The organism is Burkholderia sp. Ac-20344, assembly GCF_017104975.1.
Lineage (GTDB): Bacteria > Pseudomonadota > Gammaproteobacteria > Burkholderiales > Burkholderiaceae > Burkholderia.
Map to the genome: position 1 here is coordinate 1 of NZ_JAAGPP010000113.1, position 19,040 is coordinate 19,040.

General features: G+C 65.1%; 19 protein-coding genes and 2 pseudogenes. 10 read left to right on the plus strand and 11 right to left on the minus strand.

Features of this window, described 5'->3' with window-relative positions:
- From G3N64_RS28385 to G3N64_RS28420, 8 genes and pseudogenes are all read left to right on the plus strand, one after another.
- Positions 1–441 (plus strand): annotated as a pseudogene (locus tag G3N64_RS28385) (anti-sigma factor); the annotation flags it as partial.
- 243 nt (positions 442–684) lie between these two features.
- Positions 685–1,059, plus strand: coding sequence for a 30S ribosomal protein S6 (gene rpsF, locus G3N64_RS28390; protein ID WP_006402295.1), 375 nt, complete (start codon positions 685–687; stop codon positions 1,057–1,059).
- Between the two features lie 40 nt (positions 1,060–1,099).
- Entirely contained in the window at positions 1,100–1,399 is a 300-nt protein-coding gene (gene priB, locus G3N64_RS28395) for a primosomal replication protein N (RefSeq protein ID WP_011657069.1), read from the plus strand.
- A gap of 4 nt (positions 1,400–1,403) precedes the next feature.
- Positions 1,404–1,679 carry a 30S ribosomal protein S18 gene (rpsR, locus tag G3N64_RS28400; RefSeq protein ID WP_004193360.1) on the plus strand — a complete coding sequence of 92 codons (276 nt, stop codon included), beginning with the start codon at positions 1,404–1,406 and terminating at the stop codon, positions 1,677–1,679.
- 27 nt (positions 1,680–1,706) lie between these two features.
- A complete protein-coding gene (gene rplI / locus G3N64_RS28405) occupies positions 1,707–2,159 on the plus strand; it encodes a 50S ribosomal protein L9 (protein WP_039366989.1) in 453 nt (150 codons plus the stop codon).
- Positions 2,160–2,301: 142 nt separating this feature from the next.
- Positions 2,302–3,684 (plus strand): replicative DNA helicase, encoded by a 1,383-nt coding sequence (locus G3N64_RS28410; RefSeq protein ID WP_006486249.1) that lies wholly within the window; start codon positions 2,302–2,304, stop codon positions 3,682–3,684.
- A 138-nt stretch (positions 3,685–3,822) separates the two neighbouring features.
- Positions 3,823–4,449 (plus strand): DUF47 domain-containing protein, encoded by a 627-nt coding sequence (locus tag G3N64_RS28415; protein ID WP_205786973.1) that lies wholly within the window; start codon positions 3,823–3,825, stop codon positions 4,447–4,449.
- A 10-nt stretch (positions 4,450–4,459) separates the two neighbouring features.
- Positions 4,460–5,470, plus strand: coding sequence for an inorganic phosphate transporter (locus G3N64_RS28420; RefSeq protein WP_205786974.1), 1,011 nt, complete (start codon positions 4,460–4,462; stop codon positions 5,468–5,470).
- Positions 5,471–5,614: 144 nt separating this feature from the next.
- Here G3N64_RS28420 and G3N64_RS28425 read toward each other — a convergent pair whose 3' ends face one another.
- Together G3N64_RS28425 and G3N64_RS28430 are read right to left on the minus strand one after the other, a co-directional pair.
- On the minus strand, positions 5,615–6,700 hold the full coding sequence (locus tag G3N64_RS28425; RefSeq protein ID WP_205786975.1) for a C40 family peptidase: 1,086 nt from the start codon (positions 6,698–6,700) through the stop codon (positions 5,615–5,617).
- Positions 6,701–6,935: 235 nt separating this feature from the next.
- On the minus strand, positions 6,936–8,741 hold the full coding sequence (locus G3N64_RS28430) for a PhoH family protein (RefSeq protein WP_205786976.1): 1,806 nt from the start codon (positions 8,739–8,741) through the stop codon (positions 6,936–6,938).
- On the opposite strand from G3N64_RS28430, the pseudogene G3N64_RS39940 reads away from it, so the two are divergent.
- A pseudogene (locus G3N64_RS39940) lies at positions 8,637–8,863 on the plus strand (hypothetical protein); the annotation flags it as partial. The gene G3N64_RS28430 and the pseudogene G3N64_RS39940 overlap by 105 nt on opposite strands.
- Before the next feature lie 213 nt (positions 8,864–9,076).
- Here the strand turns inward: G3N64_RS39940 and G3N64_RS28435 are convergent.
- The 9 genes from G3N64_RS28435 to G3N64_RS28475 all read right to left on the minus strand — a co-directional run bounded on the left by G3N64_RS28435 (position 9,077) and on the right by G3N64_RS28475 (position 17,439).
- Positions 9,077–9,538 (minus strand): peroxiredoxin, encoded by a 462-nt coding sequence (locus G3N64_RS28435; protein WP_205786977.1) that lies wholly within the window; start codon positions 9,536–9,538, stop codon positions 9,077–9,079.
- Positions 9,539–9,646: 108 nt separating this feature from the next.
- The gene (locus G3N64_RS28440) at positions 9,647–10,543 is read right to left on the minus strand and encodes a polysaccharide deacetylase family protein (protein WP_205786978.1); all 897 of its coding nucleotides are present in this window, start codon (positions 10,541–10,543) and stop codon (positions 9,647–9,649) included.
- Positions 10,544–10,556: 13 nt separating this feature from the next.
- Positions 10,557–11,612: a bifunctional UDP-4-keto-pentose/UDP-xylose synthase gene (locus tag G3N64_RS28445; protein WP_006482864.1), complete on the minus strand. Its 1,056-nt coding sequence runs from the start codon at positions 11,610–11,612 to the stop codon at positions 10,557–10,559.
- Entirely contained in the window at positions 11,609–12,556 is a 948-nt protein-coding gene (locus G3N64_RS28450) for a formyltransferase (RefSeq protein WP_205786979.1), read from the minus strand. The genes G3N64_RS28445 and G3N64_RS28450 overlap by 4 nt, the downstream gene beginning before the upstream one ends.
- Complete coding sequence (locus tag G3N64_RS28455; RefSeq protein WP_205786980.1) at positions 12,553–13,590, minus strand: glycosyltransferase; 1,038 nt, start codon at positions 13,588–13,590, stop codon at positions 12,553–12,555. Before G3N64_RS28455 ends, G3N64_RS28450 begins: the two co-directional genes overlap by 4 nt.
- Before the next feature lie 6 nt (positions 13,591–13,596).
- Positions 13,597–14,748, minus strand: a complete 1,152-nt coding sequence (locus G3N64_RS28460) for a DegT/DnrJ/EryC1/StrS aminotransferase family protein (protein WP_205786982.1) — start codon at positions 14,746–14,748, stop codon at positions 13,597–13,599.
- 130 nt (positions 14,749–14,878) lie between these two features.
- A complete protein-coding gene (locus G3N64_RS28465; RefSeq protein WP_014896865.1) occupies positions 14,879–15,250 on the minus strand; it encodes an EamA family transporter in 372 nt (123 codons plus the stop codon).
- 13 nt (positions 15,251–15,263) lie between these two features.
- Positions 15,264–16,940, minus strand: a complete 1,677-nt coding sequence (locus G3N64_RS28470; RefSeq protein ID WP_205786984.1) for a glycosyltransferase family 39 protein — start codon at positions 16,938–16,940, stop codon at positions 15,264–15,266.
- Between the two features lie 124 nt (positions 16,941–17,064).
- Positions 17,065–17,439: an Mth938-like domain-containing protein gene (locus G3N64_RS28475; RefSeq protein WP_041492864.1), complete on the minus strand. Its 375-nt coding sequence runs from the start codon at positions 17,437–17,439 to the stop codon at positions 17,065–17,067.
- Between the two features lie 315 nt (positions 17,440–17,754).
- Here G3N64_RS28475 and G3N64_RS28480 point away from each other — a divergent pair, with 315 nt between their 5' ends.
- On the plus strand, positions 17,755–18,993 hold the full coding sequence (locus G3N64_RS28480; RefSeq protein ID WP_205786986.1) for a pyridoxal phosphate-dependent aminotransferase: 1,239 nt from the start codon (positions 17,755–17,757) through the stop codon (positions 18,991–18,993).
- Positions 18,994–19,040 lie beyond the last annotated feature (47 nt).

Here is a 19,040-nt window from a genome sequence, read left to right on the forward strand (position 1 = left end):
TACGCCGACACCGACCGCACGGTCGACGAACTCGTGTCGAGCCACGTGCGGGCCGGCCTGTCGGCGCGCGACATCGACGTGATCTCGACCGACCGGCACACGGTCAAGCCGTGGTTCAACGGCCGGCTCGACTATGCGCCGCCGGTCGAGGATCTCGCGGCGAACGGTTTCGCACTGGTCGGCGGCCGGCTCGACTACGTCGGGCGCAGGCGCGTCGCGGTGCTCGTCTACCGTTACCGGCAGCACGTGATCGACGTCTACGTGCGGCCGGCCGGGGAAGGGCCGGGGGCGCCGTACGCGACCGTGTCGCAGGGCTATGCGCTCGACCGCTGGGACGCGGCCGGGATGACGTGGTGGGCCGTGACCGACGCCGAGCCGTCGGCACTCGCGGCGTTCAGGACCGCGCTCGACGCGCGGCTCGCCGGCACGCGCAGCGAGTGACGGCACGGCGGCGGGCTGCGGGCCCGCCGCGTGCTCATGTTCCGACCCCGACCGGGGCAAAGACCGAAGGGCGGCCCGCTTCCCCGGGCATTGCCCCTTCAAGTCTTTGAAAACATGGCCGAATCCGCGCGCGAAACGTCGATTGGTCTTGCGTGCGCCCTGTATCCGGGTTAGAATCTTCGGCTTCTCACTTGCCACACCGGTCCAGACGCCCGGGTGGCTTTAATCCACAAGGAGTGTGTAATGCGTCATTACGAAATCGTATTCATCGTGCACCCCGATCAAAGCGAGCAAGTGCCCGCGATGATCGAGCGTTACAAGACCACGATCACGTCGCACGGCGGCCAGATCCACCGTGTCGAAGACTGGGGCCGTCGCCAGCTGGCCTACATGATCGAGAAACTCGCGAAGGCTCACTACGTCTGCATGAACATCGAGTGCGACCAGACGACGCTCGACGAACTCGAACACGCGTTCAAGTTCAACGACGCCGTGCTGCGCCACCTCATCGTCAAGATGAAGAAGGCCGAAACCGGCCCGTCGCCGATGATGAAGGAAGTTCAGCGCGAAGAAGCCAAGAAGGCGGCTGCAGCTCAGCCGACCGAAGCGCAGGCTTAAGTTCGTCACTCATTAAGCCATCAAGGAGCGCGCCACTCACGTGAACAGGTTGCAATTGACGGCAAGCGTCGTCGAGCGCGCACCGGTGCGATATACGCCGGCGGGTGTTCCGATCGCAAGCGCCACGTTGCATCACCGCACGGAAGTCGTCGAAGCAGGCATTCCCCGTCAGGTCGAAATGACGATCGAGGCGGTGGCGGCCGGTGAGGCGAGCGGCAGGCTGGAAAGTCGTGAAATGGGCGTCGAAACGCTGTTCACGGGCTTCCTGGCAAAGAAAAGCCGCAACGCGAGAACCTTGGTGTTTCACATCACTGCATTGCAGGACATAGGAAAGGACTGAAATCATGGCCCGCCCGACTGGTAAGAAATTCGACAAGCGTCGTCAGCAACAAAACCCGCTCTTCAAGCGCAAGAAGTTCTGCCGTTTCACGGCTGCAGGCGTCGAGCAGATCGACTACAAGGACACGGAAACGCTGAAGGACTTCATCGGCGAAAACGGCAAGATCACGCCGGCTCGTCTGACGGGTACGAAGGCGCACTATCAGCGTCAGCTGGATACGGCCATCAAGCGTGCGCGTTTCCTCGCGCTGCTGCCGTACACCGATCAGCACAAGGCGTAATCAGGCGACGCAATAAGGAGAATTCGAATGCAAATCATTCTGTTGGAAAAAGTCGCCAATCTGGGTAACCTCGGCGACATCGTCAAGGTCAAGGACGGTTACGCTCGCAACTTCCTGATCCCGAACCGCAAGGCTCGCCGTGCAACGAAGGAAGCGATCGCCGAATTCGAAGTGCGCCGCGCTGAACTCGAAAAGATCGCCGCTGAAAAGCTGGCAGCATCGCAGGCAGTCGGCGAGAAGCTGAACGGCCAGTCGTTCGAAATCACGCAGAAGTCGGGCGTTGACGGCCGTCTGTTCGGCTCGGTCACGAACGGCGACGTTGCAGAACTGCTGAAGAAGGCAGGTTTCGAAGTCGAGAAGCTGCAAGTTCGCATGCCGGAAGGCCCGCTGAAGATGATCGGCGAGCACAGCGTCCAGGTCGCGCTGCACACGGACGTCGTCGTCGACGTCACGATCAACGTGATCGGCGACCACGCGTAAGCGTATGCAAGCTTTCCGGGCGGCTTCCGCCGTCCGGACAAGGGCAGGCGCCCGGGCAACCGGGGCCTGCCTTTTTTGTTGCCTGTTCGCCGTCGACCGTCTCTCTGGCGTCGTCGTAGGTTATTCGCGATAATCCCAACCCATGAACGCGCCGCAAGATCCTCAAATCGAATCGCTGAAAGTCCCGCCGCACTCGGTCGAAGCCGAACAATCCGTGCTCGGCGGCCTGTTGCTCGACAACGCGGCCTGGGATCGGATTGCCGACTTCCTGTCGCAGGGCGATTTCTACCGCTACGACCACCGGATCATCTACGAGCACATCGGCCGCCTGATCGCGTCGACGCGCCCGGCCGACGTCGTGACCGTGTACGAAGCGCTGACCACGTCCGGCAAGGCCGACGACGTGGGCGGGCTCGCGTACCTGAACGCCCTCGCGCAGAACACGCCGAGCGCGGCGAACATCCGCCGCTATGCGGAAATCGTGCGCGACCGCGCGGTGCTGCGCCGGCTCGTGTCGGTTGCCGACGAGATCTCGGCCGATGCATTCAACCCGCAGGGCAAGGAAGTCCGCCAACTGCTCGACGAAGCCGAGTCGAAGGTGTTCTCGATCGCCGAAGAGGGCGCGCGCGGCAACCAGGGCTTCCTCGAGATCGGCCCGCTGCTCACGCAGGTCGTCGAGCGCATTGATACGCTATACCACACGGCGAACCCGAGCGACGTCACGGGCACGCCGACGGGTTTCGTCGACCTCGACCGGATGACCTCCGGGATGCACGGCGGCGAACTGATCATCGTGGCCGGAAGACCGTCAATGGGCAAAACGGCCTTCTCGATGAACATCGGCGAATACGTCGCGGTCGAGTACGGGCTGCCGGTCGCGGTGTTCTCGATGGAAATGCCGGGCACCCAGCTCGTGATGCGTATGCTCGGCTCGATCGGCCGGCTCGACCAGCACCGGATGCGTACCGGTCGCCTGACCGACGAGGACTGGCCGAAACTCACGCACGCCGTGCAGAAGATGAGCGAGGCGCAGCTCTTCATCGACGAGACGGGCGGCCTGAACCCGATGGAATTGCGCTCGCGCGCGCGGCGTCTTGCGCGGCAGTGCGGCAAGCTCGGCCTGATCATCGTCGACTACCTGCAGCTGATGTCGGGTTCGTCGCAAGGCGAGAACCGCGCGACCGAAATCTCGGAAATCTCGCGATCGCTGAAGAGCCTCGCGAAGGAGCTCGACGTGCCGGTGATCGCGCTGTCGCAGTTGAACCGCGGCCTCGAACAGCGTCCGAACAAGCGTCCGGTGATGTCGGACTTGCGTGAATCGGGCGCAATCGAACAGGACGCGGACGTGATCCTGTTCATTTACCGTGACGAAGTTTACAACCCGGACAGCCCCGACAAGGGCACGGCCGAAATCATCATCGGCAAGCAGCGTAATGGCCCGATCGGCCCCGTTCGGCTCACGTTCCTGGGGCAATACACGAAGTTCGACAACTTTGCAGGGGCGCAGACCTTCTACGGCGAGTAACGCCGGTTGTAAAGTCCTAAATCGCCAAACGTTGTATCCAATCCCGCCGTGCGCACATGCGCGCGGCGCGGCCCGACCGGAAACGGTACAATATCGCCCGTTTTCGTGACAGTAGTTTGACAATCTCTCAGGAATCCCATGTTCGGTCGATTCATGCCCACCGAGGGCAAGTTCTTTGAACTCTTCAATGCGCACGCGAAGTACATCGTTGCCGGTGGTCGCGAGCTCGAACTGCTGATCGACAATCTCGCCGATGCCGAGATTCACAAGCAAAACGTGCAGACGGCCGAGAAGGCCGCAGACAAGCTGACGCACGAAACGATCGATCTGCTGCACAAGACCTTCATCACGCCGCTCGATCGCGACGAGATCCACAAGCTGATCACGACGATGGACGACATCCTCGACCTGATGGAAGACGTCGCGACGGCCGTGTCGCTGTACGACGTGCAGTCCGTCACGTCCGAGGCGAGCCAGCTCGCGCACATCGTCACGCAGTCGGCCCAGCACGTGCAGCAGGCGGTCGGATTGCTGTCCGACATGAAACAGTCGGCGCAGATCCTCAAGCAGTGCGAGGAGATCGACCGCTGGGAGTCGGAGGCCGATCGTGTGCTGCGCGCGGCCATGTCGAAGCTGTTCCGCGAGGAAGACGACGTGAAGACGCTCATCAAGCTGAAGGCGATCTACGAGCTGCTCGAAGAGATCACCGACAAGTGCGAGGACGTCGCGAACATCATCGAAGGCATCGTGCTGGAAAACGCCTGAGCGGACCACGATGCATTCGATACAACTCGCCCTATGGATGGTCGCGACGCTGGTGCTCGTCGCGCTCGTATTCGACTTCATGAACGGCTTTCACGACGCGGCGAACTCGATCGCCACCGTCGTGTCCACCGGGGTGCTGAAGCCCCAGCAGGCCGTCGTGTTCGCGGCGGCGTTCAACGTCATCGCGTATTTCATCTTCCACCTGAAAGTCGCGCAGACCGTCGGTAAAGGCACGATCGATCCCGAGATCGTCGACCACTACGTCGTGTTCGGTGCGCTGCTCGGTGCGATCGGCTGGAACGTGATCACGTGGTACTACGGGATTCCGTCGAGCTCGTCGCATGCACTGATCGGCGGCCTCGTCGGCGCAGCGCTCGCGAAGTCCGGCTGGGGTTCGCTGAACATCGACGGGCTGCTCAAGACCGTCGCGTTCATCTTCATTTCGCCGCTGCTCGGCTTCATCCTCGGCTCGCTGTTCATGCTCGGCGTGTCGTGGCTGTATTTCCGTACCGCACCCAGCAAGGTCGACCGGCGCTTCCGCCGGCTGCAGCTGCTGTCGGCCGGGCTGTACAGCCTCGGTCACGGCGGCAACGACGCGCAGAAGACGATCGGCATCATCTGGATGCTGCTGATCGCGTCGGGCTATGCGTCGGCGACCGCCGATGCGCCGCCCGCGTGGGTGATCGGCGCGTGCTACCTGTCGATGGGCCTCGGTACGCTGTTCGGCGGCTGGCGTATCGTGCGGACGATGGGCCAGAAGATCACGAAGCTCAAGCCGGTCGGTGGTTTCTGTGCGGAAACCGGCGGCGCGATGACGCTGTTCCTCGCGTCGTTCCTCGGCATTCCGGTGTCGACCACACACACGATCACCGGCGCGATCGTCGGCGTCGGCGCGACGCAGAAGTTGTCGGCCGTGCGCTGGGGGGTGGCCGGCAACATCGTGTGGGCGTGGGTGCTGACGCTGCCCGCGTCTGCGTTGTTCGCGGCCGGTGGATGGTGGCTCGGCCATCAGATCTTCTGAGCGCCGACACCGTCGAACGGACGTGAAATGCGCCGCAAGCCGAAAGGCTGCGGCGCATATTCTTTTGGGGCAGGGAGCTTGCGACGGTGCGGGCGGGGCGGCGGAGGATGCCGCCGGCGTTACCGTCGGGGTTCGAGCAACCGGTCAGTAACTTCCGTTCGCAAACCGCGCGATCGGATCGTCTGCCGTACTGGTGCGCGGGCTGACGGGTGCGGATTGTGTCGACGCACGCAACACCTGCACGGGGGCGGGCTCGATACTGCGTGGGGATGCGGAAGCGGTGGCGGGCGGCGGTTCGGCATCGAACGCGGCGGCCTGGGCGGCCGTCAGCGCCGTCGTCGGAATCTGCGTGCCGACTTCCGCCGGGGCGGCCGGCGCTGCATTGGCCGTCATCGAGGTCGCGCCGTCATCCGCCGACGTTGCTTGTTGTCGGGCTGCCTGCATGCGCGGCGGCGGCTCGTACGGATCGGCGGCCGGGGGCGCGGGTGCAACGGCGGTGGCAGTCACGACCGGCGTGGCCGGGCTGACCGGTGCGGGCGGCTGCGACGCTCTCGCTTGCGACGACGCGTAGGCCGGCGGCCGCGGCGCAGCGGCAGTCACGATCGCCGGGGTGGGCGCTACGGCCGGCGCGGTGCGCGGTTCGTCACGCTTCGCCTCGTAGGTCGGCGCGTCGAACGGCGTAGGCGCCCCGCGCGGCGGCGCGACGCGGCGAATGCCGTCGAAACGCTTGGCCCAGTACGGGTTCGTCAGGTAGTCGAGCCGCACGGTGCCGCCCGTCGACGGGGCGTTGACGAAGCGCAGCTTGCCGACATAGATGCCGACGTGCGAATGCGGCCGCCCGGTCGTATTGAAGAAGATCAGGTCGCCCGGCGCGATCTGGTCGGGATCGATCGACACGCCGCGGCCGCTCATGTCGGCGGTCGTGCGCGGCAGGTTCACGTCGGCCGCGCGGCCGATCACGTAGCGCACGAGCCCGCTGCAGTCGAAGCCGCTCGTCGGCGTATTGCCGCCCCAGCGATACGGGACGCCGACGAGGCTCATCGCCTGGATCGAGATTTCTTCCTGGCCGACGCTGTGATCGACGAAGTTCGGGAAATTGGCGGGGGCGGGGAATGCGCGCGGCGTCGTGATCTTCATGCCCGAGGCGGAGCGCGATGCCGACTGCGGCGGCACGCTGGAGCAGGCCGCAAGCAGTGAAACGACAGCAACGGGAACCCAGATTCGAAGCATGGCAAGGCGGGCGAGCGCGCCGCGCTCGCGAATCGTATGACAACAGACAGACCCGATGGTAGACGCTCCGGCGGGGCTTAAGCAACCATTCTTGAGAATTTACTTGAAGTTTCGCGCGTAAACCGGGTTGTTGCATGACGATGTGTGAATTGCGTTTTCGACCCCAAATAAAAACGGCGCTCCGAAAGGAGCGCCGCGATGTGTCGAAAGCCGGCCGACGGGCCGGCCTGTCGCGTTACAGGATGTCCGACGCGTAGTCGGCGAGCCGCGAGCGTTCGCCGCGCGCGAGCGTCACGTGGCCGCTGTGGCCCCAGCCCTTGAAGCGGTCGACGACGTACGTGAGACCCGAGCTGCCTTCGGTCAGGTAAGGCGTGTCGATCTGCGCGATGTTGCCGAGGCACACGATCTTCGTGCCCGGGCCCGCACGCGTGACGAGCGTCTTCATCTGCTTCGGCGTCAGGTTCTGCGCCTCGTCGATGATCAGGTACTTGTCGACGAACGTGCGGCCGCGCATGAAGTTCATGCTCTTCACCTTCAGGCGCGAACGGATCAGTTCCTGGGTCGCGGCACGTCCCCATTCGCCGGCAGCGTCGTCGGTCTTCTGCAGCACTTCGAGGTTGTCGTCGAATGCGCCCATCCACGGCTGCATCTTCTCTTCCTCGGTGCCGGGCAGGAAACCGATGTCCTCGCCGACGGGCACGGTCGCGCGCGTCACGATGATCTCGTTGTAGCGCTTGTCGTCGAGCACCTGCGCGAGGCCGGCCGCGAGCGCGACGAGCGTCTTGCCGGTGCCGGCCTGGCCGAGCAGCGTGACGAAGTCGATCTCGGGGTTCATCAGCAGGTTCAGCGCGAAGTTCTGCTCGCGGTTGCGCGCGGTGATGCCCCACACGTTGTTCTTGTGGTGGCTGTAGTCGCGCAGCGTCTGCAGCAACGCCGTCTTGCCGTTCAGTTCGCGGACGATCGCATGGAACGTCGGCTCGCCGTTCTGCGGCTCGAGATAGACGAACTCGTTGACGAGCATCGACGCGACGAGCGGGCCCGTCACGCGGTAGTACGTGGTGCCCGTCTTCGTATCCTGCCAGCTCTCCATGCCCTTCGCATGCTTGGTCCAGAAGTCTTGCGGCAGTTCGCGCACGCCGTTGTAGAGGAGGTCCTTGTCCTCGAGCACCTGATCGTTGAAGTAGTCTTCCGCGGGCAGGCTGAGCGCGTGCGCCTTGATCCGCATGTTGATGTCTTTCGACACCAGCACGACCTGGCGGTCGGGCCGGTCGCGCTGCAGCGCGCGCACGACACCGAGGATCTGGTTGTCGGCCTTGCCTTCGGGCAAGCCTTCGACGGGCGCGATGTCCGCGAGCTTCGTCTGGAAGTACAGGCGGCCGAGCGCATCGCGGCTGCCGAGGCGCGACAGCGGGATGCCGGCCGTGATCGCGCCGGCATCGGCGACGAGCGCGTCGAGCGTGCGGCTGACCTGGCGTGCGTTGCGCGCGACTTCGGACATCCCCTTCTTGTGGTTGTCGAGTTCCTCGAGCGTCATCATCGGCAGATAGACGTCGTGTTCCTCGAAGCGGAAGAGGCTGCTCGGGTCGTGCATCAGCACGTTGGTGTCGAGCACGAACAGTTTCTGCAGTTCGGCTTCGGCGGGCTTGCGGCTGCGAGACTTCGTCGCGGCGCCGGTATCGCGCGCGGGTGCGGCGGCCGGTTTGTCGGCAGCCGGCTTCTCGTTGCGCGCGACGACGGGTGCGGCGGGTTCTGCGGTCGCCGGCATCGGCTGCAGCAGCGCAGCCGTCTGCTTGGTCTTGCGGCCGCGAGCGGGTGCGCTCGTTGCGGCATCTTGCACCGAAGAGGCGACGGCGCGCAGCGGTGCGGCCGCGTTCGCGGCTTCGGTCATCGGTTGGGCCACGCTCGCCGGACCATAGTCACCGGCTGTGGATGCGTCCCCTTCGGCGGATTTCTTCGCGGCTTTCGCGGGCCGCGCTTTCGCCTTGTATTCGTCGGGCGGCAGGAGGCTGCCGAGCTTGCTGGGGGGAGTAGGCAAAGGCATGGTGTCCCTCGGGAGGAATCGTGTCGCATGGCGTGCGCCGCTGATCGCATCCTGCGTGACGTAGGCGCATGCAGTTTGCGCGCGGTGGCGCACAGGAAGTTCGTCTAGCCGGTTCGCCTAAGTGTCGATCAGCTCCTCGATGCGGTAAGGGCCGGACCGGGGAGGGCCGGCGCGCAATCCATAAAAAAAGCCGCTGCCCCGTCGACAGGGACATGCGGCTCGGCTGATGCCGTCGTGATGCGCGTCAGGTGCCGGGAAGCATCGCAACGGGCACCGGCGCAGCTACGAGAAATATGGGGCGAACTGGCATTCATTGCGGCCCAATATAACGCGCCTCAAAGCGCTTGTACAGCCTTTAGCACGTCGTCCACGTGACCCGGCACCTTGATGCCGCGCCATGCCTGGCGAAGCACGCCGTCGGTGTCGATCAGGAACGTGGAGCGCTCGATTCCGCGCACTTCCTTGCCATACATCTTCTTCATCTTGATGACATCGAACAGCGCGCACAGCGCTTCGTCGGCATCGGAGATCAGCGGGAACGGCAGTTCGAGCTTTGCCTTGAAATTGTCATGCGAGCGCAGGCTGTCGCGCGATACGCCGATGACTTCCGCACCGGCTTTCTTGAACTTCGGATAGAGATCGCGGAACTGTAGCCCTTCGGTCGTGCAGCCCGGCGTGTTGTCCTTCGGATAGAAGTACAGCACGAGTTTCTTGCCCTTCAGGTCGGACAGCGAAATGTCGCCGCCCGTGGCCGGTGCGGTGAAATCGGGAACTTGACGGTCAACTTCGACGGACACGTGTTTCTCCTGTTGTTATGGAAAGGCGCCGCTGCGGCGGCGCGGTTCGGCGGGGCGTCGCGGCAGCGCGCCGCAAGGGCGGAGCGGGCGACGCCGGTTCGCGCGAACTCAGTCGGGCTGGACGATCAGCTCGCCGGAGCGGCCGGGAATTTCGCCCCACGTGACAGGGTACGATGGCAGCGAGTCGCGGTCCAGCGTCGCGTGGTAGTCGCCCATCGTCGCAAACGTGTGGCCTTGCGCGCGCCAGCCGGCGAGCAGTTGCTCGAACACGGGCGCGAGCTTCTGGCCTTCCAGTTCCGCATGCAGCGTGAACACCTGGTCGTGCGGATTGGTTTCGGTGAACTTGAGGATGTGCGCGGCGACGTTGTGCGTATCGACGCCGTCGATGCCGAGCACTTCGTCGAGCGTCGGCAGCGTGGTGGGCATCTGCACGTGCGACAGCGTGCGGCCGTTGACGACGGGCAGGTACGGCGAATGGCCGCGGCCGTCGGATGCGTAGCGCATCCCCCATGCGTCGATCTGCTCGAATGCGGCATCGTTCATCTGCCAGCCGGCCGCGCCGTGCGTGACGGGCGGCGCGCCGAAGATATCGATGAAGCGCGCGTGACTCTTCTGCATTTCACGCGCGGTCCAGTCGCGATCGCGTACGCGGACGTTGTCCTGCCAGTACACGTGATCCCACGTGTGGATCCCGCATTCGAAACCGGCCTCGTGAATCGCGCGCATGTCGGCGATCGCGCGGCGGCCGATGTCGGGGCCCGGCAGCAGCACGCCGTACATCAGCTGCTTCACGCCGTAGTGCTCGACCACCGACGTGCGCGACACTTTCTTCAGGAAGCCGGGGCGGAACACGCGCCGCAGCGCCCAGCCCGTGTGATCGGGCCCGAGGCTGAAGAGGAAGGTCGCGCGCGCACTGAAGCGGTCGAAGATGCGCGCGAGGTTCGGCACGCCTTCGCGCGTGCCGCGCAGCGTGTCGACGTCGATCTTGAGGACGATGCGAGCCAAGCGAACGTCCCGATCAGCCTTGCTGTTCGACGAGCGCGCGCGCGTCGGCGACGTGGCCGCGATACGCTTCGAAGATGTTGCGCAGTGCGTCGTCGAACGTCGCTTGCGGCGCCCAGCCGAGTTCCTGCATCGTGTTGTCGATCTTCGGCACGCGGTTCTGCACGTCCTGGTAGCCGTTGCCGTAGTAGGCGCCGGACGTCGTCTCGACGAGCTTCACCTGCTTGGCCGAATCGGCGTACTCGGGGAATTCCGCCGCCAGTTCGAGCATCTTGTGCGCGAGTTCGCGAACCGAGAAGTTGTTCTTCGGATTTCCGATGTTGTAGATCTTGCCGGACGCGACGCCGTCCTTGTTCTCGATGATCTTCATCAGTGCGCTGATGCCGTCGCCGATGTCGGTGAACGCGCGCTTCTGCGAGCCGCCGTCGACGAGGCTGATGTTCTCGCCGCGCACGATGTGGCCGAGGAACTGCGTGACCACGCGCGAGCTGCCTTCCTTCGGCGTGTAGATCGAGTCGAGGCCCGGGCCGATCCAGTTGAACGGACGGAACAGCGTGAAGTTCAGGCCTTCCATCCCGTAACCCCAGATCACGCGGTCCATCAGCTGCTTCGAGCATGCGTAGATCCAGCGCGGCTTGTTGATCGGGCCGTAGGTGAGGGCCGATGCATCCGGGTCGAACTGCTCGTCCGAGCACATGCCGTAGACCTCGGAGGTCGACGGGAACACGAGGTGCTTGCCGTACTTGACGGCCGAACGCACGATCGGCAGGTTCGCCTCGAAGTCGAGCTCGAACACGCGCAGCGGCTGCTGGACGTAGGTGGCGGGCGTCGCGATCGCGACGAGCGGCAGGATCACGTCGCACTTCTTCACGTGATACTCGACCCACTCCTTGTTGATCGTGATGTCGCCTTCGAAGAAATGCATCCGCTCGTGGTTGACGAGGTCGCCCAGCCGATCGGTCTGCATGTCCATGCCGAACACTTCCCAATCGGTGGTTTCAAGAATGCGCTTCGACAGGTGATGGCCGATGAAGCCGTTCACACCCAGGATCAGGACTTTTTTTGCTTTCATGAATGACGGGAAGAATGAATGAACTGCGCGAATTCCGCGGGCGTCACGACGGTTTCGCTGCCGTCGCGCTGCTGCCACAGCTCGAGAATGGATAGGGCACGGCTGTCGCCGCAGACGCCGAATAGCGCATTATCGCTTACGTGCAGGCCGGGCGGCAAATCTGCCGCGGCGGCCGCTGCCGCGCTGCCGGGCGCCGCGAGGCGCGCGCGCGCGATCACGAAACGCGTGCCGTCGACGTCCGTGAACGCGCCCGGATACGGGGGCGCGACCGCGCGCACCAGGTTGTAGACCTGCGCGGCCGGCTTCGACCAGTCGACGCGGCCGTCCTCGGGCTTGCGACCGCCGTAGTAGCTGCCGGTGGCGAGATCGTTCGGCAGGTGCGGCGCCTCGCCCGCGAGCAGCGCGGGCAGCACGCGCCAGAGCGTCTGCTCGGCGGCCACCGTGACCTTGTCGAACACCTGCGTGGCCGTGTCGTCCGGCAGGATCGGCACCGCGGTCTGGCCGATGATCGCGCCCGCGTCGGGCTTGGCGGCCATTTCGTGCAGCGTCGCGCCGGTTTCGGTTTCGCCATTCAGCACCGCCCAGTTGGTCGGTACCCGACCCCGGTATTTCGGCAGCAGCGAACCGTGCATGTTGTACGCGCCGCGCGGCGCGATCGCGAGCAGGTCGACCGGCAGCATGTGCCGGTAGTAGAACGAGAAGATGAAGTCCGGCTGCGCGTCGGATACCGCGCGGCGCAGCGCCGGATCGGCGGGATCGGCCGGCGTGACGACCGGAATGCCGTGCTCGGCCGCGACGGCCGCGACGCTGCCGAACCAGATGTTCTCGTTCGGGTTGTCCTCGTGCGTGACGACGAGCGCGACGTCGACGCCGCGCGCGAGCAGCACCTGCAGGCACCGCACGCCGACGTTGTGATACGCGAAGACGACTGCGCGCGGCTTCATTGGGCGGCCCCCGGGCGGTTCGCGCCGGCCGGCACCGCCGGCACGCCGTCGTGCTGCTCGAGCACGGCCTGGATCAGGTAGCGCGGCCGTGCGCGCACCTGCTGGTAGATGCGGCCGACGTATTCGCCGAGCAGGCCGAGCGCGAAGATGATCACGCCGAGCAGGAAGAACGTGATCGCGAACAGCGTGAACACGCCTTGCACTTCCGCGCCGACGATGAAGCGTCGCACGAGCAGCAGCACGAACAGCGCGGCGGAGCCGATCGACAGGATCACGCCGATGAACGACAGCCACTGCAGCGGCACGACCGAGAAGCCCGTCACGAGGTCGAAGTTCAGCCGGATCAGGCTGTACAGCGAGTACTTCGACTCGCCGGCGAAGCGCTCCTCGTGCGCGACCTCGATCTCGGTCGGATTCTGCGCGAACGTGTACGCGAGTGCAGGGATGAACGTGTTGACTTCGCCGCACACGTTGATCGTGTCGATGATGCGGCGGCTGTACGCGCGCAGCATGCAGCCCTGGTCGGTCATCTTGATGCGCGTGATGCGCTCGCGCAGCCGGTTCATCATCTGCGACGCCTTGCGCCGCCACAGGCTGTCCTGGCGCTGCTTTCGGATCGAGCCGACGTAGTCGTAGCCCTCGCGCATCTTCGCGATCAGCTTGCCGATTTCCTCGGGCGGGTTCTGCAGGTCGGCGTCGAGCGTGATGACGATGTCGCCGCGCGATTGCGCGAAGCCGGCGAGGATCGCCATGTGCTGGCCGTAGTTGCCGTTGAGCAGCACGATGCGCGTCGTGTCGGGGCGTACGTGGAACTGATCGGCGAGCATCGCGGCCGAGCGGTCGCGGCTGCCGTCGTTGATCAGGATCACTTCGTATGACGTGTCGAGTGCGTCGAGCGCCGGATACAGCCGCGCGAACAGCGCGGCGAGGCCGTCTTCCTCGTTGTACACGGGGATGATGACCGATACTTCGGGCCGGCCGGCGTCCAGGTGCCCGGCGACCGGATGCCCGGCGCGTGCTTCAAGGTGACTCATGTACGCTTATTTTCCGTATTGTTCGCAAATCTGGTTGATGGCGTCGACCACGCGACGCACGTCGCTTTCCGTCATCTGCGTGAAGAGCGGCAGCGTGACGGTCGACGCGCCGTACCGTTCGGCGTGGGGGAACATGCCCTCCTTGAAGCCGCGCGCACGGTACAGCGTGAAAAGATGGATCGCCGGGTAGTGGATGCCCGTGCCGATGCCGCGTTCCTTCATCTGCGCCATGAACTCGGCGCGCGAGATCGTCAGCCGCTCAAGCGGCAGCGTGATCAGGAACATGTGCCAGTTGCCGTTCTCGAATTCGGCGATGGGCAGGCCGACGCCGAGCTTCACGGCCGCGCTGCCGTCGAAGGCGGCGAAATACGCGCGCGCGAGCGCGCGGCGCTGCGCGGTGAAGCGTTCGAGGTGCGGCAGCTGGCCGAGGCCGACGCGCGCGGCGACGTCGGTCAGGTTGTACTTGCCGCCGAGCACGTCGCAGTCCATCCCGTCGAAGCCGGTGCGCGTGATGCCCTGCAGCCGGTACTTCTGCGCGAGCGTCGCTTCTTCCTCGTTGTTCAGCACAAGTGCGCCGCCTTCGATCGTCGTCAGGTTCTTGTTCGCGTGGAAGCTGAACGACACGATGTCGCCGATCGCGCCGATGCGCTTGCCGTTCCACGTCGAGCCGAACGCTTGCGCCGCATCCTCGATCACGCGCAGCTTGTGCGCGCGCGCGATCGCGTACAGGCGGTCCATGTCGACCGGCAGGCCGGACAGGAACACGGGGATGATCGCCTTCGTGCGCGGCGTGATCGCCTGCTCGAGCTTGTCGAGGTCGATGTTGCGCGTGACGGGGTCGATGTCCACGAACACCGGCGTCGCGCCCGTCTCGAGGATCACGTTGCTGGTCGAGACCCACGACGCCGGCGTCGTGATCACCTCGTCGCCGGCGCCGACGCCCGCGATGCGCAGGCCGATCTCGAGCGTGCAGGTGCCCGAGTTGAACGCGCGTACCGGACGGCCGCCGCAGTATTCGGACAGCGCCGCTTCGAATTTCTGGCTCTGCGGGCCGGTGGTGATCCAGCCCGAACGCAGCACTTCGACGACGCCCTGGATGGTTTCCTCATCGATCTCGGGGCGGGTGAACGGCAGAAACGGAGCGGTAGTCTGGCTCATGTACGCTTTGGCCTGTAATGGCGTGTAATAAAAGGGTCGGGCGATCCCGGCCGAAACCGGCATTAAACACCGGTTGGCGCAATCGCACCGTGATTTTTTGTAGGCGGACGCTTAACGCGGCGGGGCGTGCTCAGCTTCGCGCGAGCACCAGCACGCCGATCAGGATGATGCCGATGCCGACGAGCCGCTGGACCGACAGCACTTCGCCGAACAGGTACCAGGCCGCGAACGCGTTGACGACGTAGCCGAGCGACAGCATCGGGTATGCGATCGACACGTCGACCCGCGACAGCCCGAGGATCCAGACCACGACGCTCAGCACGTAGCAGCCGAGGCCGCCGATGATCGGCAATTGGGTCGCGATCTTCAGGCCGACCGGGATGATGTTCGCACGGCTGAATTCGAAGTGTCCAACGGCGTTGACGCCGGCTTTCAGCAGAAGTTGCGCACAGGCGTTGAGCATCACGCCGGTGATGATGCAGACGAACGAAACGGGATTCATGCAGCGGGCGTCCTTACGATTGCGGTTTCTCGACGATCACGCGGCGGTTGTCGCGCGCGATCACGCGCATCGGCACGCCTTGCTTGACCAGGGTGTCGTACTGGCCGGGCGGCATGATCGCGAGCGCATGGGTTTCCTGTTTCCAGCGCGTGATCCACTCGTCGACGGTCGGAATCCATTTGTTCGGCTCGACCGAGATCCCGAATGCGAGCTCGTCCTGGCGCTGGACCATGATCGTCGTGTGGCCCATATAGAACGGGAACGTGTGATCGAGCATTTCGATCGAGTAGAACGGCGTGTCGGGCGGCAGCTTCGCCAGTTCGGCGCGCACCGCCGGCGCGAGCAGCGCGCCCGAGCTGTAGCGGCCGAACTCGTCGTGGCCGGTGCCGCCGATCGTGCCGAATGCGAGCCAGGCGGCGCCGAACGCGGCGAGCGCGGCGGCCACGCTCGCGCGGCGGTTCAGCCACGCGGCCGCGAGCGTCAGTGCGGCCGCGATCGCGAGGCCCGCGTACAGCCACATCTGGAACGCGCGGTACAGCGCGTTCGGCGTGCGGGCATCGCCCTGGTACGCGAGGGCGATGATCCCGAACGCCGCGGCGACGAAGAACACGAGGTAGCCGAGCAGGTGGCGGCGGAACCGGTCGGCGCTCATCAGCGGCAGGTACGCGCCGATGATCAGCGCAAGCGCCGGCGCGACCGGCAGCACGTACGAGATCAGCTTCGAATGCGACGCGCTGAAGAACAGGAAGATGAATGCGCTCCAGATCAGCAGCACGAGCATCGGCGAGAAGCCGTTCGGCTGGCGCGGCATCCGCAGCGCATGGCGGAGGCTCTGCCACGCGACCGACAGCCACGGCAGGAAGCCGACCAGCAGCACGGGCACGAAGTAATAGAGCGGGCCCGGGCGGTTCTGTTCCGGGGTCAGGTACCGGCGGAACTGCTGGACGACGAAGAAGAAGTTGAAGAACTCGGGATTGCGCTGCTGGACGAGCACGAACCACGGCGTGACGATCGCGAAGAAGATCACGAGGCCGCTCACCAGGTACAGGCGCTTCCACAGCGCCCAGTCGCGCGCGATCAGCGTATAGAGCACGAGCACGGCGCCGGGCAGGATCAGGCCGACGAGGCCCTTCGACAGTACCGCGAACGCCATCGCTGCCCAGCACGCCCACATCCAGCCGCGCGCCGCGGCCGGGCGCAGCCCGGGCCGCTGCGCGAGCAGCAGCGAGCACAGCGACAGCGCCATCCAGAACGCGAGCCCCATGTCGAGCGCGTTGAAGTGGCCCATCAGGTTCCAGTACGGCGACGACGCGAGCACGACGGCGGCGAGGAAGCCCGACAGCGGGTTGAACAGGCGCGCGCCGGTGTAGCCGACCAGCAGCACGCCGGCGAAGCTCGCGACGGCCGTGTAGAGGCGCGCCTGCCATTCGCCGATGCCGAACCACGCGAACGTGAGCGCATTCAGCCAGGTCTGCAGCGGCGGCTTCTCGAAATACTTGTAGCCGTTGTAGCGCGGCGTGATCCAGTCGCCGGTGACGAACATCTCGCGCGCCATTTCCGCGTAGCGGCCTTCGTCGCTCGGGATCAGGTGGCGCAGCCCGAGCGGCGCGAACCAGACGATCGCGAGTGCGACGACGAGGAGGACGAGCGTGATGCGATTGAGCGGTAGCCTCGACGGCGTATCGTTCATGGATTTTCAGCCTGTTGGTTATTGTGACGGGCCGCCGGCGGGTTGCGCCGGGGGCGGGCGGCCTGGCCGGGCCGATCCGGGGGATCGACCCGCTGCGCCGGCCCGAGTTTTACCGCATCGGGGATTAACGTTCAATTAAGAGCGCGGCGGCGACTTTGCGGCCCTCGGCCATCAGGATGTTGTAGGTGCGGCAGGCGGCCTGGAAATCCATCGTCTCGACGCCGATCCGCTTGGCCGTGAGCGCCGCGACGAGCCGCGGGTGCGGGAAGCGCAGCCGCGCGCCGCTGCCGAAGATCACGAGTTCGGGCGTCGGGTCGAGCAGCATCGCGAAATGCTCGGGCGCGAGCGCGTCGAACGACGACACGGGCCACGCCTGGACCGGCGCGCCGGGCAGTACGATGACGCTCGTTTCATGGCGTTCGAGATTGACGTCGACATAATCGGGGCCGTAGCCGGTGACGGTGTTGAGCGCGCCGCTCGCGTCCTGGTGCAGTTTCAAATCGGTATTCCGCGGTTCCGTAGGGGAATGTGTTGCAGGGCCACACGGGCCCGGATGGCCGGTTTCGCTTGCCCGTGCACGCGGGACGCCTGACGGCGCGGGCCCGGCGCGGCTATGGTGCATTGCGAAAGTCGGCCAAAATCCGCTAAATTATAACTTTTTGGTCGCCCCCGGGCGCCACTTGCGTCGCGCGTCGCCACAAGCCGCGCCCGACCGCCCGCTTTTTCCCAGTCTAGACAGCGCGCACAGACCGGCCGCTTTCCAGTTTTGATCCCGTCCCCCCGGCCGCAAGGCCAACCCAGGAACCGTGTCGTCGTGAAACCGATTCAGAAGTCGAACAAGCTGCTCAACGTCTGCTACGACATCCGTGGCCCGGTGCTCGAGCACGCAAAGCGCCTCGAGGAAGAAGGCCACCGCATCATCAAGCTGAACATCGGCAACCTCGCGCCGTTCGGTTTCGATGCGCCGGACGAGATCATCCAGGACATGATCCGCAACCTGCCGACGTCGTCGGGCTATTCGGATTCGAAGGGCGTGTTCTCGGCGCGCAAGGCCGTGATGCACTACACGCAGGAAAAGGGCGTCGTGGGCGTCGGCCTCGACGACATCTACATCGGCAACGGCGCATCCGAGCTGATCGTGATGGCGACCCAGGCGCTGCTGAACGACGGCGACGAAGTGCTGCTGCCCGCGCCCGACTACCCGCTGTGGACGGCGGCGGTCAGCCTGTCGGGTGGCACGCCGGTGCATTACATCTGCGACGAGCAGAACGCGTGGATGCCCGATCTCGACGACATCCGCCGCAAGATCACGCCGAACACGAAGGCGATCGTCGTGATCAACCCGAACAACCCGACGGGCGCGCTTTATTCGGACGAATTGCTGCTCGAACTGCTCGAGATCGCGCGCCAGCACGGGCTGATCGTGTTTGCCGACGAGGTGTACGACAAGATCGTCTACGACGGCCTCGAGCACACGGCACTGGGTTCGCTGTCGGAGGACGTGATCACCGTCACGTTCAACAGCCTGTCGAAGAGCTATCGCTCGTGCGGCTACCGCGCGGGCTGGATGGCCGTGTCGGGCCTCGGCGGCGACAACCGCCGGCGCGCGAACGATTATCTCGAGGGGCTCGGCATCCTGTCGTCGATGCGCCTGTGCGCGAACGTGCCCGGGCAGTTCGCGATCCAGACGGCGCTCGGCGGCTACCAGAGCATCAACGAGCTGATCGTGCCGAGCGGGCGCCTGTACAAGCAGCGCGAGCTCGCGTACGACATGCTCACGTCGATTCCGGGCGTGACCTGCGTGAAGCCGCAGGCGGCGCTGTACATGTTCCCGCGCCTCGACCCGAAGCTTTATCCGATCCGGAACGACCAGCAGTTCATTCTCGACCTGTTGCTCGAGGAGCGCGTGCTGCTCGTGCAGGGCACGGGCTTCAACTGGACGACGCCGGATCACTTCCGCGTGGTCTTCCTGCCGAACCTCGACGACCTGACCGATTCGATCAACCGGATCGCACGCTTCCTCGACGGCTACCGCAAGCGCCATTCGGCCTGAGCGGCAGGGCCACACGGAACTCACTACTTCTTACTCATACGATCACA